Consider the following 13,469-nt stretch of genomic DNA (forward strand, 5'->3'; position numbering starts at 1 on the left):
ATAGGGGTTCCCCTATGCCAGGGGACCCCTCGCGCGCGCTGGGGCGAGGTGTGGGCGAAGCGTGGTTGTCAGCAGGCCGGCAGGTGGCTTCGAGGTGGGCCAAGCCACTTTTGCGTGTTGCGAGGGCGGTGGCGCTGGTTCCCCATGCCAGGGACCTCTTGCCCGCGCTGGGGTGAGGGTTGGGCGGGATGTGGTCGGGCGTCAGCAGACCCGGCAGGTGGCTTCGAGCACGCGGGCGGTGCGGGGGCCGAGGCCCAGGTCGCGGGCCAGGGTGAGGTCGTCCGGGGTGTCCACGTCGCACCGCAGGTAGGGCAGGTGGTCGCCGACGCGGGCGGCGTCGCGGGCGTGGGCGGTCGCGGAGCCCTGGCCGAAGCGGGGGGCCAGCGGTTCGCCCGGGGCGCCGATCAGCAGGGCCGTGCCGGTGCCGGGGCGGTCCGCGACGAACGCGCGCCTGCCGTCCGCCTCGGTGATGGCCTCGTCGATGTCCGAAGGGCGCGCGGCCGGGAGGTCCGCCTGCAACGCCCCCACTGCCACGCGCGGGTCGTCGGCGCGCAGCCGCCGGGCGCCGAAGCGCAGGGCGGCGTTCAGGCCGGGCAGGCCGCGCTCGTCGACGCACTCCGCGCCGGTGCCCGCCAGGGCCTCGACCACCCGGGAGTCCTCGCACACCACCAGCACCCGGCGGACGCCGGGGGCGGCCAGTGCGGCGCCGATGGTGTCGGACACGACGGCCAGCACCAGGGCGCGGTGCGCGTCGAGTCCACCCGGCACGGCGCCGCGCAGCCGGGACTTCGCCCGGTCCAGGTGCTTGACCGGCACCACGAGGTCCACCAGCGCGAGGTCCGCCACGCGTTCGATACTGCCAGTGCGCGGCGCGCCGCGGCGGGCACCCCGGTGGTGGACCCGTCGCGGGACGCCAGGGAGACTCACCGGTCACGGGCCGGGCAGCACGAGGAGGAGCGGGTTTTGGGCAAGCGCGAGAAGGGCGGCTTCTGGATCGGGGCGGCCGCGGTGGTGTTCTACCCGCTGAGCTGGCTGGGCAAGCGGACCTACCGGGGCGCGGAGAAGCTGCCCGCCGAGGGCGCGGCGCTGCTGGTGATGAACCACGTCTCCCACCTGGACCCGCCCAACGACGCGGTCTTCGTGCACCGCAACAAGCGGATCCCCCGGTTCATGGCCAAGGACAGCCTGTTCAAGGTCCCCGTCTTCGGCAAGATGCTCGCGGGCTCCGGCGGCATCCCCGTCTACCGCGGCACCACCGACGCCAAGCACAGCCTCAGCGCCGCGCACGACGCGCTGCGCGAGGGCAAGGTCGTGCTCATCTACCCCGAGGGCACCATCACCAAGGACCCCGAGGGCTGGCCGATGCGCTCCCGCACCGGTGTCGCCCGGCTGGCCCTGGACAACGACGTGCCGGTCATCCCCGCTGCGCGGTGGGGGAGCAACAAGATCTGGGACGGCTACACCAAGAAGTTCCGGCCGTTCCCCCGCAAGGAGGTCGTCACCCTGCTCGGCGACCCCGTCGACCTGTCGGCCTACCGGGGGCAGCCGGTGACCAACCAGTTGCTGCGCGAGGTCACCGACCTGCTGATGTCCCACGTCCGCGCGCTGCTGGCGGAGGTCCGCGGCGAACCGGAGCCCGCGGACTTCTACCGGCCGGGCACCGCGCGCGCCGCCGACGAGAACTCCGGCTGAGCGGACGGCGCGATGACCGGCGCGGACAAGATCGCGGTGCTCGGCGCGGGGTCGTGGGGCACCACCTTCGCCAAGGTGATGGCCGACACCGGCCGCGAGATCACCCTGTGGGCCCGGCGGCGCGACGTCGCCGAGGAGATCGCCGAGACCCGGTGCAACGGCGCCTACCTGCCCGGGGTGCGGCTGCCGGACAGCCTGCGGTCCACATCGGACCCCCGGCTGGCGCTCGACGGCGCGGGCACCGTGGTGCTCGCCGTGCCCAGCCAGACGCTGCGGCACAACCTGACGGCCTGGCGCGGGCTGCTGCACCCCGACGCCACTCTGGTCAGCCTGGCCAAGGGGGTGGAACTGGGCACGCTCAAGCGGATGAGCGAGGTGGTCGTCGACGTCACCGGCGTGCCGGAGGACCACGTGGCGGTGGTGTCCGGGCCGAACCTGGCCAAGGAGATCGCCGAGGAGCAGCCGACCGCGACGGTCATCGCCTGCCGCGACCACGACCGCGCGGTCGCGCTGCAGCAGGCGTGCACCACCGGCTACTTCCGCCCGTACACGATCACCGACGTCATCGGCTGCGAACTGGGCGGCGCGGGCAAGAACGTCATCGCGCTGTCCTGCGGGATGGCCGACGGCTTGGGCTTCGGCGCCAACACCCTGGCCACGCTGATGACCCGGGGCCTGGCCGAGATCGGGCGGCTGGGCGCGGCGCTGGGCGCGGACCCGATGACGTTCGCCGGTCTGGCCGGGCTGGGCGACCTGGTGGCGTCGTGCTCGTCGCCGCTGTCGCGCAACCGGACCTTCGGCGCCCGGCTGGGCCGCGGCGAGACGATGGCGCAGGCCCAGGCCGCGGTGGGCGGGCAGGTCGCGGAGGGCGTGAAGTCCTGTTCGTCCATCCGGGAACTGGCCGTGCGCCACGGCGTGGAGATGCCGATCACCGAGGTCGTGCACCGGGTCTGCCACGACGGGTTCGACCTGCACGAGATGGCCGGTCAGCTCATCGGCCGCAAGACGAAGCCGGAACGGTGAACGACGGCGACGGCACCCGCTGCGTGCACGCGGGTCTGGAACCGGCCCGCACGGGCGAACCGCTGCCGCCGCAGCCGGTGCTCGCCGCCCAGTTCCACCTGGGCGAGCCCGGCGGCGACTTCTACGGCCGCGCGGACAACCCGACCTGGCGCGCGCTGGAGTCGGCGATCGGCGACCTCGACGGCGGCGACTGCCTGGTCTACGCGTCCGGGATGGCCGCCGTGTCCGCCTTGCTGCGCGTGGTGCTCCGGCCGGGTGACACGGTCGTGCTCCCATCGGACGGGTACTACCTGGCCCGTTCGTACGTCCGCGACCACATGGGTGGCCTGGACGTGCGCGAGGTGCCGACGGCGGGGGAGTGGTCGGCCTCGGTGGTCGAAGGCGCGCGGCTGGTGCTGCTGGAAACACCGTCCAACCCCGGCCTCGACGTGTGCGACATCGCGGCGGTGTCGGCGCTCGCGCACGCGGCGGGCGCGCTCGTCGCCGTGGACAACACGACGGCGACGCCTTTGGGGCAGCGGCCGCTGGAGCTGGGCGCGGACGTGGTGGTGGCCAGCGACACCAAGGCCCTGTCCGGGCACAGCGACCTGGTGCTGGGGCACATCAGCACCCGCGACGCGGAGTTGGCGGCCCGGTTGCGCGCCGAACGCACGGCGAGCGGGGCGGTCGCGGGTCCATTCGAGGCGTGGCTCGCCCACCGCGGCCTGGGCACGCTGGACCTGAGGCTCGCGCGCCAAGCGGAGAACGCGGCGGCGGTGTACGCCGTGCTGCGCGCCCACCCGGCGGTACGCGGCGTCCGGTGGCCGGGGTCGGTCGACGACCCGGCGCACCCGGTGGCCGCGCGCCAGATGCGCCGCTTCGGCGGGGTGGTCACGTTCGAATTGGCGGACGAGGACGCGGTCGCGGCCTTCCTGGGTGCCAGCCGACTCGTCTCGGCGGCCACCAGCTTCGGCGGCCTGCACACCACGGCCGACCGCCGGGCCCGGTGGGGAGACGCGGTCCCCGCCGGACTGCTCCGCCTGTCGTGCGGCTGCGAGGACCCGTCCGACCTGACCGCCGACCTCCGCGCCGCGCTCGACCGGCTTTGACCGCCCGGGTCGCGTCCGGGTTGGTCGGCAGGCTGCCCAGCTCTGCCGCGCGTCAGGTTCCTGACCGCCCGGCAGAGGTCGGTTTCGGGGCAGGCTGAGCCCACTACCCGGCGACGTGTGCCGGCACGGCCTCCGCCAGCCCAAGCTGCGCACGCCCTGCCCACGCAGGCCGTCTCACAACTGTCTCCAGCCCGCCACACCGAACCCGCTGGCCCACTCGGCGGGACTTTCCTTGATCGCGAGTTGTCCACATCCGCCGCGTCCATCCACAGGATTTCGCGGTCTCTTTCCCGGTGCCCTGGTGCCGATAGGCTGGAGCAGGGCTGTCCCCCCGGAGGAGGGCGGGGGCTGTCCTGGGTCCGGGCGGGGTTGTCAAACAAAGAAAGTGACCCCCAAGCCCCAGCCAAGCCGGACACGCTCACCCAGGCCAGGCCACCTCTGTCTCCACCCCGCCAGGCTGAACCCGTTGCCTGCCGATGTGTGCTGGCCCGGCCTCCACCCGCCCAAGCCACACACTCCCTCCCAACCCAGGTCACCTCGCAACTGTGTCCACCCCGTCAGGCCGAACTCGCTGCCTGCCGATGTGTGCTGGCCCGGCCTCCACCTGCCAAGCCGCACACTCCCTCCCAACCCAGGTTGCCTCGCAACTGTCCTCACCCCGTCAGGCCGAGCCCGCTTCCCGCCGATGTGTGCCAGCCCGGCCCCACCCGCCCAAGCCGCGCACGCCCTGCCCACCCAGGTCATCTCGCAACTGTCTCCACCCCGTCAGGCCGAGCCCGCTTCCCGCCGATGTGTGCCAGCCCGGCCCCACCCGCTCAAGCCGCACTCGCCCACCCCGCCCAGGCTGCCTCGCAACCCTTCCCCGCCCCGCCAAACCGAGCCCGGCCCCACCCGCCCGAGCCGTACTCGCCCACCCAGGCCAAGTCGCCTCGCAACTTGTCCCCGCCCCGCCAGGCCGAGCCCACTGCCCGCCGACGTGTGCCAGCCCGACCCCGCAGAACTTTTCGCGCTCCTGCTGTCTGCTCGATGGGGTGGAACGTCTTTGTGTGGGGGGACGGGCCTGTCAAGCTCTCCCGCGGGTGGGGTGGGCTTGCCCCTCCCCACCGCTCTTCCCCACCGCAGGTTCGTAGGGGCCCCGCGCAAAGACGTTTCACCCCATCGAGCACAGCTCGATTCTCGCGTTCAGACCACGGGAGAACAGGTCCCCGCTGGGGCGATCGATACCCACCTCACCACCCAGGCCAGACCAGCGCCGGGCCGGGTTCATCAGTCCAGCCCCACGCGAAAAACAAGGGCGGCCTCGATCGGGCGAACTTGCTTTGCGCGGGGCCCCTACGAGCCCGCGGTGGGGCAAAAGCGGCGGGGATGGCAAGCCACCCCACCCGCCGGGAAGCTTGGCAGGCTCGTCCCCCCACGCAAAGCAAGTCCACCCAATCAAGGCGTGTGGCAGGGGCGCGTCGCGTTCGGCGGGGGCTGGGATCCTGCGGCGGTTGTGTGGATGGCTCGGGAGAGAAGAGCGGAAGGAGGTTGGTTCGGGGAGGGGAGAGCTGGGGTGGGGTGTTGGTGGGAGTGCTTCGCGTGCGCGAGGGTGGTGGTTGGGGGGTAAGAGGGGAGGAAGGGAAGAGGTGGGCGCGGTGCCGGTCGGGTGGGTGCGGGTGTTGCGTATGCGGGGCCGGGATTCTTGCGGCGGCCTGTGGGGCGGCTGGGGATAGTGCGTGGAAGGCGGTCGGGTCAGGGGGCTGGGTCGTGGGGGCGGCGCGTTGCTTGGGTGGGTCGTGGGGGCAGAGTCGGGTGACAAGCAAGCGGACCGGCGCCGAACCCTTCGGTCGGTGCCGGTCCGCGTCCGGTATGCCCCGGTCTAAACGGTCGGAATCCTCTTCATCACGCGGGTAGGGGCATCGTCATGACCACGTCGGTCGGGGTGGACGAGCCGCCCGCGGCCTCGATGCTGACGCCGAACATGCCCGCGCTGCCGAGCGCGGTGTCCAAGGTGGACATGCGTCCCGCGCTGTCCGGGTTCATCACGCCGACCGAGCGGGGCTTGGTGCCGTCCGGTTCCATCAGCCACACCTGGTAGGTCTTGCCGCTCGGCGCCTGGGGCACGTTCGCGGCCATCAGCATCACCTGCCCCAGGCTGCGCGAGACGACGACCGTGCCGGTCACGCCCGTGCCGCCGGTTCGGGACAGGACCTTGGCGTCGTCGGCGGACAGCAGCGCCACCACGGCCTTGGTCTGGGCGCGTTCGTCGTCGAGCTGCTGCTGGTTGCGCACCAGCAGCGCGCCCAGCGACACCGACACCACCAGCAGCAGCGCCGCCGCGACACCGGTCAGGCGCAGCGGCCACCGGCGGTTGCGGGGGCCGGGGATCGGGCCGACCGGCGGGAGTTGTCGCACCTCGGCGATGCCCGCCATGACCCGCGCCTTGAGCCGGGGCGGCGGTTGTTCGGCCACCGCCGCGCCCAGGCGGGCGGCGGTGGCGCGCAGTTCGCTCACCTCCTGCGCGCACGAGTCGCACTCGGCCAGGTGCCGCTCGAACGCGGCCCGTTCGAACTCCTCGATCGCGTCGAGGGCGTAGGCGCCGGTCAGCGCGTGGATGTCCGCGGTCGTCATCGAGCCACCCCCAGGCAGTCGCGCAGCCGGATGAGACCGTCGCGCAATCGGGTCTTGATGGTGCCCAGCGGGGTGCCGAGGAGCTCCGACACCTCCCGGTAGGTCAACCCCCGGTAGTACGCCAGCTCCACGGACTCCCGCTGCAGGTCGGTCAGCGAGGACAGGCAGCGGCGCACCTGCTCGTGCTCCAACCGCGTGCTCACCTGCTCGGCCACCTCGTCGAACGGGCGCGCGGCCTCCCGCCGGTGCGCCCGGTCCTCGCGGTCGGTCGCCGACTGCGCCGAGCGCACCCGGTCGACGGCGCGGCGGTGCGCCATGGTCAGCACCCAGGTCATCGCGCTGCCCCGCTCCGGGTTGTAGCGCGCGGCGGTGCGCCACAGCTCCAGCAGCACCTCCTGGGTCACCTCCTCCGACTGCGCCGGGTCCCGCACGATCCGCCGGACCAACCCGAACACCGGGGCGGACACCGCGTCGTAGAGCCGTTCGAAAGCGCCCTCGTCACCGCGGGCGACCAGCTGCAGCAGCACCTCCGGTTCGGGTGGGCCCGCCTCGGCCGCACCCGCGCCACCGGTGATCCGCCGAACCCGTTCGGCCATGCCACTCTCCTCGATGCCGCCCCTCGCGCCGTGCGGCGCTGCCCGGTCATTCGGCGTACCGGGGCCCGCGGATGGGTGCCCGGGACCGGCGCTGTGTAGCGCGGATCACACGGCGTGCGGGTTCCCGCTCCGACCACGCGCGTCGGAGATCCGCACACCATCCCAGAACCTGGGCGCCGTTGACCCGGGCGTCGGCCCCTGGTTCGACTCGCGGCGTGTTGCTACGCGCCATGACCGACCGGCGGGGTCACATCGACCTCAGCCGGGTCGCGAGCGCGCTCTGTCGCTGTCGGTGACCCAGCCCGTCCCCCCGGCCCACCCGCGTGGCCGAGCCGAGCCCGCGCGTCCCGCAGAGCAACATCCCTTCCTGGAGTGAAACCAGCCATGTTCGCCGTGCCGCCGAACACCATCGCCCTCACCGCCACGCCGGCCGACTCGCACCCGGCGCTCATCGCGCGCCGGTACGCCGAGGACCGGTCCCGCTGGGCGCACCTGCTGCGCTACGACCCCGCCGAGCGGTTCGCCGCGCTGGTCGACCGCGCGGACGGCCAGGAGGTCTGGCTGATGAGCTGGCTGCCCGGGCAGCGCACCGACCTGCACGACCACTCGTCCGCGAGCGGCGCCTTCACCGTGGTCAGCGGCGCGCTGACCGAGCGGGTCGCGGTGCCGGGCCGGGCGGCGGAGGCGCTGCACGCGCTCGTCGCCGGGCAGTCGCGGGTCTTCGGCCCCGGCTACGTGCACCAGGTGACCAACGACTCACCTGATCCGGCGGTCAGCATCCACGTCTACCGCGCGGCCCGCCCGGCCATGCGCAACTACCGCATCGACCCGGTCACCGGACTCGAACGGGTCTAGCCAGGTCACCGGGCTCGAACGGGTCTAGCCTGCGCGGCCCGCGATGTGCGGGGGGACGGCGATGTGCGCGGTCTGCGGCTCGGGTTCGCCCCAGACCGTGCGCAGCGGCAGCACCCCGGCCCACGCGGTGTCGGCGGCGATGTCCTCCTCGTCGTCGTTCGGCCCGCCCGTGCGGGTCTTCACCGCCGCCTCGGTCAGGTCCAGCGCCAGCACGGTGGTCGCGGCGACCTCCTTCTTGTTGGGCTGCCGCGAGTGCTCCCACGAGCCCGGCGCCAGGTGCTCGGTCAGCACGCGCAGGCCGTGCGTCTTCTGCTCCGCGCCGGTCACCACCACCGCTGTGCCGTGGATGACGGCCGAGCGGTAGTTCATCGAGTGGTGGAACGCCGAACGCGAGTAGACGATCCCGTCCACGTGCGTCACCGCGACGCACACCTCGATCCCCTGGGCCGCCGTGCGCAGGCTGAGCGCGCCGGTCGAGCCGTGCAGGTAGAGGGTGTCGCCGTCGCGCCCGTAGCCGGTCGGCAGCACGAGCGGCGCGCCGCCGACCACGGTCGACAGGTGGCACACCAGGCCCGCGTCGAGCAGGGCCCACAGCGCGTCCCGCTCGGCCACGGCCCGCTTGGCGCCACGGCGGATGGTGCTGCGCTCGGTGGGGGACAGAGGGGCGGTGCCGGTGCTGTTCGGGTTCACGGCTACCACGCTGCCGCACGCGAGTGGCATCCTGACAGGGCCACAGCGAGGAGTTTTCAGGAGGCCACTGGTGTCGGAGAGCCCCGCCCTGCCGGTCACCCTGAACCGCGAGTCGACCGTGCCGCTGGCCGTGCAGCTCGCGGAGGAGCTGCGCGCCGCCGCCGGTGACGGCCGGTTGCGCAGCGGCGACCGGCTCCCGTCGACGCGGGCGCTGGCGGTCCAGCTGCGCGTCAGCCGGACGGTGACGGCCGCCGCGTACGAGCAGCTGCACGCCGAGGGCTGGATCACCGGCAAGCACGGCTCGGGCACCTACGTGACGACCGCGCCGCCCGGCTTCCCGGACGCGCGCCCCCGGCCCGCGCCCGCCCCCGGCGCCGCGCCCTCCCTTGTGGACCTGCGACCGGGCTCGCCGTGGGCGGGCGGCATCGACAAGCCCGCGTGGCGCCGGGCCTGGCGGGGCGCGGCCGACGTGCTGCCGCTGGCCCGGCACGAGCGCGCGGGCCTGCCCGCCTACCGCGCGGTCGTCGCCGAGCACCTGCTGCGCCACCGCGGGTTGCGGGTGAGCGTGGACGAGTCGGTGCTGGCCACGGGCGGCACGACGGCGGCGGTGGCCGAGCTGGCCGCGTCCGTGCTGCGCCGCGGTGACGTGGTCGCGGTGGAGGAACCCGGTTACCAGCGCGCGGTGCAGGCGATGGAGGCCGCGGGGCTGCGGGTCGTGCCCGCGCCGGTCGACGAGGACGGTCTGCTCCTCGACGTCATTCCCGCCGGTGCGCGCGCGGTCTACTGCTCGCCCGCGCACCAGTACCCGTTGGGGCGGCGGATGTCCGCCGAGCGGCGGGTCGCGCTGGTGGAGCGCGCGCGGCGGGCGGGTTGGTTGGTGATCGAGGACGACTACGACGGCGAACTGCGCTACGACGTCGCACCGCTGCCGCTGCTCGCGTCGCTGGCGCCGGACGTAGTGGTGCACCTCGGGACGACGAGCAAGATCCTCACCCCGACACTGGGCGCGGGGTGGATGGTCGCACCGCCGACCGTGGTGTCGGCGGTGCTGGCGCACCGGGAGGCGACGGGGACCAGCCCGGCGCCCGCGGGGCAGCTCGTGCTGGTGGAGTTGGCGCGCAACGGAGACCTCGGTCGACACCTGCGGCGGTTGCGGCGCGAACTGTCCGAGCGCCGCACGTTCCTGGTCGACGCGTTGAGCGCGGCCGGCGTGCGCTTCCTCGGCGACGACGCGGGAGCGCACCTGGTGATCCCGCTGCCGTCGGCCGCCGCGGAAGACCGGCTGATCGCCGCTGCCGCCGCGCGCGGACTGGAACTCGACGGCCTGGCCCGGCACCACCACGGCCCGCCGACCTGGTTCGGCATCGCCCTCGGCTACGCGGCCTGCTCGCGCCCGCAGCTCACCACCGCATTGCCTGCCCTGCTCGCCCTGCTGTCCGAGACCCACCCACCGAGTTCGCACCCGGCGAACCTCGGTTGATGACTGTGGCGGACAGCGGCGGCGGCCCGGGAGATGATCAAGGGCGCGCCTCCGGCCCCCGATGACCATTTTACCGGCGGGCACGGACAGTTCCCGGCGATGATGATCAAGCCGGTGGACAGCGTCTCGCTGCCCAGCGCGCCCCTTCCGCGACCCGGCCGTCGCCTCACCGACTTGTCCACAGGCTTGATCTCTTCTCGCGGAACCGTCGGAGGGCGCCGATAAGATGGACTCCGGGGGCCGGAGGCCATCTTCATGACCGCGCGTGCTGTGCTGGGTGAACGCGAACGGCGGCCCAGCCGGAGGGGCGGGGCCGCCGTTCGAAGCGGATTCAGCGGGGGGTCAGGGCAGTTTCCAGTCGACCGGTGCGGCGCCCTGCTGCTCCAGCAGCTCGTTCGCGCGGCTGAACGGCTTGGAGCCGAAGAAGCCGCTGCGCGCGGAGAGGGGGCTCGGGTGGGCCGACTCGATCGCGGGGACCGAACCCAGCAGGGGGCGCAGGTTCCTGGCGTTGCGGCCCCAGAGGATCGCCACCAGCGGACCGCCGCGCGCGGCCAGCGCGCGGATGGCCTGCTCGGTGACCTCCTCCCACCCCTTGCCCTGGTGGGAGTTCGCGTTGCCCGGCTGCACCGTCAGCGCCCGGTTGAGCAGCAGCACGCCGTGCTCGGCCCACGGCGTCAGGTCGCCGTTGGACGGGGTCGGGTGACCCAGGTCGTCCACGTACTCCTTGTAGATGTTGATGAGGCTCTTGGGGATCGGCCGGACGTCCGGCGCCACCGAGAACGACAGGCCCACCGCGTGCCCGGGGGTCGGGTACGGGTCCTGGCCCACGATCAGCACGCGCACGTCGGCGAAGGGCTGCTTGAACGCGCGCAGCACGTTGTCCCCGGCGGGCAGGTAGGTGCGCCCGGCGGCGACCTCCGCGCGCAGGAACTCGCCCATCTCGGCGATCTTGTCGGCGGCGGGCGCCAGCGCCTCGGCCCACCCGGACTCGACGATCTCACTCAGCGGTCGTGCCACGGCCGGAGAGGTTACTCACCCTGCTCGGCGGCGCTTTCGGCGGGGATCGGACCGGGGGCGACGAAGGTCTTGCCGTAGTGCCGCGACTCCGGTTCGTCGGCGTAGTAACCGAACGCGGGCACCGGGCGGTAGCCGGACGACTCGTAGAGCGCGATGGCCTCCGGCTGCATCGTCCCGGTCTCCAGGACCAGTCGCGGGTGGCCCGCCGCCGCGGCGGTCGACTCCAGTTCGGCGAGCAGCGCCCGGGCCAGGCCCAGGCCGCGCGCCGACGGGGTCACGTACATCCGCTTCAGTTCCGCCGACCCGTCGCCGTGCACCCGCCAGCCGCCCATCGCGACCGGGGCGCCGTCGAGGTAGCCGACGAGGAACAGGCCGACGGGCGGGGCGAACTGGGCCGGGTCGACCGGTGTCTCGTCGACGGAGCCGTAGCGGACGATGTATTCCTGCTGCACCTCGGCGGTGAGCTTCACCGCATCGGGGTGGCCGTACTCCCGGATCTCGATACGCACCCGTCGATTCTCGCTCAGCGCCAGTGCTGCCAGCCGGTGGTCCCCGTGTAGGGGGCACCGTCCACGGTGACGCCGGTGCCGTGCGTGACGGTCCCGATCACCCGCCAGCCGTCCGGGATGCCGCGCGGGTCCGGGAAGGTCGCGGCCAGCGCGTGGTCCTCGCCGCCGGTCAGCACCCAGTGCCGGGGGTCGCCGCCGAGCGCGGAGGCCACGTCGACGAGCCGCTGGTGCACCTCGATCAGGTCGGTGCGCACGTCGATGGCCACAGTGGAGGCCGCGCTGATGTGCCCCAGGTCGGCGAGCAGGCCGTCGGACACGTCGATCATCGCCGTGGCGCCCGCCTCGGCGGCTAACGGACCCGCCGGGTACGGCGGCTCGGGCGCCCGGTGCGCGCCGACCACGCTCACCGGCGACCGGAACCCGCGCCCCAGCACCGCGAGCCCGGCCGCGCTCCACCCCAGCTTCCCGGCCACCGCGACCACGTCCCCGGGCAGCGCCCCGGACCGGGTGACCGGCGCCCGCCCCTGCAGGTCGCCCAGCGCGGTGATCGAAATCACAAGCGCCGGTGCCTGGGTCATGTCCCCGCCGACCACCCCCACCCGGGCCCGCGTGGCCTCCGCCCACATGCCCGCGGTCAGCTGGTCCACCACCGCCACGGCCGTCTCGGATGGACACGCGAGCCCGACCAGCACCGCCGTCGGCACCGCCCCCATGGCGGCCACGTCGGCCAGGTTCACCGCCACCGCCTTGCGCCCCACGTGCTCGGGACCGGACCAGTCGAGCCGGAAGTGCACCCCCTCGACCAGCACGTCGGTGCTGGCCACCACCCGCCCGTCCGCCGCGGCCACCACCGCGGCGTCGTCGCCCGGCCCCAACAGGGTGGTCCTCGGTTGGGGTCTGCCCCGGGTGATCCGGTCGATGAGGCCGAACTCCCCCACCTGGGCCACGGTTCCCGCGCCGTCAGGCGTGTTCGGGCTCACTGGTTCCTCCGATCACCGACATTAGGAATCCCCAACGAAACGCAACTGGGGTACGTTGCTGGACACGTTCCTACCCGTTGAGGACTCCTAGCCGCGAAGGGGCGCGCCGTGGTCCACGCATACATCCTTATCCAGACCGAGGTCGGCAAGGCAGCGGCCGTGGCCGCGGAGATCTCCGGCATAGCGGGCGTCACCACAGCCGAGGACGTGACAGGTCCGTACGACGTGATCGTCCGCGCCGAGGCGGACAACGTGGACCTGCTGGGTCAGCTCGTCGTCGCCCGCATCCAGAACGTGGAGGGCATCACCCGCACGCTGACCTGCCCGGTGGTGCACCTCTGACGCGTGGTCTAGTGGTCGCGTGACCGAGCAGACCCAGCACAGCCCCTCCCGCACCGCCGTCGTCTCCGGCGCGGTGCTGGCGGGGCTGCTGGTCGTCGGGGTCGTGGTGGCCAGCCGGTTCCTGCCGGACGAACCGGCCGCGGACGCGCCCAGGGTGCACGACGGGCCGGTCGGTCTGGTCCCGGTGGACGCCCCGGACGCGGGCGCGCCCCAGTGCGGGGCGCTGCTCGCCGCGCTGCCCGACCGGCTGCCGAACGGGGACAAGCCGTTGGCGCGGTTGCCGATCGCGGAGCCCGCGCCCGTGGGGACGATGGTGTGGGGCGACCGGGTCGGCGACCCGGTGGTGCTGCGCTGCGGGCTGGGCAAGCCGCCGGAGCTGACGTCCACGTCGGCGCTGCGCGACGTGTCCGGGGTGCGGTGGCTGCCGGTGGACGGCGAGGTCTCGGCCACCTGGTTCGCCGTCGACCGGGGCGTGTACGTGGCGCTGACGATGCCGAACGGGGTCGGCACCGGGCCGCTGCAGACAGTGTCCGAAGTGGTCGGTCGGTCGCTGGCCGTCCAGGAGGTGCGGCCGTAGGCGGTTCCCC

General features: G+C 73.5%; 14 protein-coding genes. 7 read left to right on the forward strand and 7 right to left on the reverse strand.

Going from position 1 to position 13,469, the window contains the following annotated elements; translation table 11 throughout:
* Positions 1–201 precede the first annotated feature (201 nt).
* Positions 202–846 (reverse strand): 2-phospho-L-lactate guanylyltransferase, encoded by a 645-nt coding sequence (gene cofC / locus V5P93_RS08655; RefSeq protein ID WP_245931620.1) that lies wholly within the window; start codon positions 844–846, stop codon positions 202–204.
* A gap of 117 nt (positions 847–963) precedes the next feature.
* Between cofC and V5P93_RS08660 the strand changes: the two genes are divergently transcribed.
* The 3 genes from V5P93_RS08660 to V5P93_RS08670 are packed head-to-tail and all read left to right on the forward strand — an operon-like array spanning position 964 to position 3,803.
* On the forward strand, positions 964–1,692 hold the full coding sequence (locus V5P93_RS08660; RefSeq protein WP_104482002.1) for a 1-acyl-sn-glycerol-3-phosphate acyltransferase: 729 nt from the start codon (positions 964–966) through the stop codon (positions 1,690–1,692).
* Between the two features lie 12 nt (positions 1,693–1,704).
* Positions 1,705–2,715 carry an NAD(P)H-dependent glycerol-3-phosphate dehydrogenase gene (locus V5P93_RS08665; protein WP_104482003.1) on the forward strand — a complete coding sequence of 337 codons (1,011 nt, stop codon included), beginning with the start codon at positions 1,705–1,707 and terminating at the stop codon, positions 2,713–2,715.
* On the forward strand, positions 2,712–3,803 hold the full coding sequence (locus tag V5P93_RS08670) for a cystathionine gamma-lyase (protein ID WP_104482004.1): 1,092 nt from the start codon (positions 2,712–2,714) through the stop codon (positions 3,801–3,803). Before V5P93_RS08665 ends, V5P93_RS08670 begins: the two co-directional genes overlap by 4 nt.
* A 1,881-nt stretch (positions 3,804–5,684) precedes the next feature.
* On the opposite strand, the gene V5P93_RS08675 is transcribed toward V5P93_RS08670, so the two are convergent.
* Positions 5,685–6,413 (reverse strand): anti-sigma factor domain-containing protein, encoded by a 729-nt coding sequence (locus tag V5P93_RS08675; RefSeq protein ID WP_104482005.1) that lies wholly within the window; start codon positions 6,411–6,413, stop codon positions 5,685–5,687.
* On the reverse strand, positions 6,410–7,009 hold the full coding sequence (locus tag V5P93_RS08680) for a sigma-70 family RNA polymerase sigma factor (RefSeq protein WP_104482006.1): 600 nt from the start codon (positions 7,007–7,009) through the stop codon (positions 6,410–6,412). The genes V5P93_RS08675 and V5P93_RS08680 overlap by 4 nt, the downstream gene beginning before the upstream one ends.
* A 384-nt stretch (positions 7,010–7,393) precedes the next feature.
* On the opposite strand from V5P93_RS08680, the gene V5P93_RS08685 reads away from it, so the two are divergent.
* On the forward strand, positions 7,394–7,864 hold the full coding sequence (locus V5P93_RS08685; RefSeq protein WP_104482007.1) for a cysteine dioxygenase family protein: 471 nt from the start codon (positions 7,394–7,396) through the stop codon (positions 7,862–7,864).
* A 24-nt stretch (positions 7,865–7,888) separates the two neighbouring features.
* Here the strand turns inward: V5P93_RS08685 and V5P93_RS08690 are convergent, their stop codons facing one another.
* The gene (locus V5P93_RS08690) at positions 7,889–8,554 is read right to left on the reverse strand and encodes a pyridoxamine 5'-phosphate oxidase family protein (protein WP_245931621.1); all 666 of its coding nucleotides are present in this window, start codon (positions 8,552–8,554) and stop codon (positions 7,889–7,891) included.
* Between the two features lie 67 nt (positions 8,555–8,621).
* Between V5P93_RS08690 and V5P93_RS08695 the strand changes: the two genes are divergently transcribed.
* On the forward strand, positions 8,622–10,034 hold the full coding sequence (locus V5P93_RS08695; RefSeq protein ID WP_245931623.1) for a PLP-dependent aminotransferase family protein: 1,413 nt from the start codon (positions 8,622–8,624) through the stop codon (positions 10,032–10,034).
* A gap of 342 nt (positions 10,035–10,376) precedes the next feature.
* Here the strand turns inward: V5P93_RS08695 and V5P93_RS08700 are convergent, their stop codons facing one another.
* From V5P93_RS08700 to V5P93_RS08710, 3 genes are read right to left on the reverse strand one after another with little or no spacing between them, the layout of a single operon-like run.
* Positions 10,377–11,051, reverse strand: a complete 675-nt coding sequence (locus V5P93_RS08700; RefSeq protein WP_104482008.1) for a uracil-DNA glycosylase — start codon at positions 11,049–11,051, stop codon at positions 10,377–10,379.
* Between the two features lie 11 nt (positions 11,052–11,062).
* Complete coding sequence (locus V5P93_RS08705; protein ID WP_104482009.1) at positions 11,063–11,560, reverse strand: GNAT family N-acetyltransferase; 498 nt, start codon at positions 11,558–11,560, stop codon at positions 11,063–11,065.
* 14 nt (positions 11,561–11,574) lie between these two features.
* Positions 11,575–12,540, reverse strand: a complete 966-nt coding sequence (locus tag V5P93_RS08710; protein ID WP_104482010.1) for a thiamine-phosphate kinase — start codon at positions 12,538–12,540, stop codon at positions 11,575–11,577.
* A 108-nt stretch (positions 12,541–12,648) separates the two neighbouring features.
* Between V5P93_RS08710 and V5P93_RS08715 the strand changes: the two genes are divergently transcribed.
* Together V5P93_RS08715 and V5P93_RS08720 are read left to right on the forward strand one after the other, a co-directional pair.
* Positions 12,649–12,882, forward strand: a complete 234-nt coding sequence (locus V5P93_RS08715) for an Lrp/AsnC ligand binding domain-containing protein (RefSeq protein WP_018682094.1) — start codon at positions 12,649–12,651, stop codon at positions 12,880–12,882.
* A 19-nt stretch (positions 12,883–12,901) separates the two neighbouring features.
* On the forward strand, positions 12,902–13,459 hold the full coding sequence (locus tag V5P93_RS08720) for a DUF3515 domain-containing protein (RefSeq protein WP_104482011.1): 558 nt from the start codon (positions 12,902–12,904) through the stop codon (positions 13,457–13,459).
* The last annotated feature ends 10 nt before the right edge of the window (positions 13,460–13,469 follow it).

It is taken from the genome of Actinokineospora auranticolor, from assembly GCF_041897805.1.
GTDB lineage: Bacteria > Actinomycetota > Actinomycetes > Mycobacteriales > Pseudonocardiaceae > Actinokineospora > Actinokineospora auranticolor.

Coding starts and splice junctions, on each gene's coding strand:
- V5P93_RS08680 (WP_104482006.1), bottom strand. CDS start 7,009: ATGGCCGAACGGGTTCGGCGGATCACCGGTGGCGCGGGTGCGGCCGAG.
- V5P93_RS08685 (WP_104482007.1), top strand. CDS start 7,394: ATGTTCGCCGTGCCGCCGAACACCATCGCCCTCACCGCCACGCCGGCC.
- V5P93_RS08675 (WP_104482005.1), bottom strand. CDS start 6,413: ATGACGACCGCGGACATCCACGCGCTGACCGGCGCCTACGCCCTCGAC.
- V5P93_RS08665 (WP_104482003.1), top strand. CDS start 1,705: ATGACCGGCGCGGACAAGATCGCGGTGCTCGGCGCGGGGTCGTGGGGC.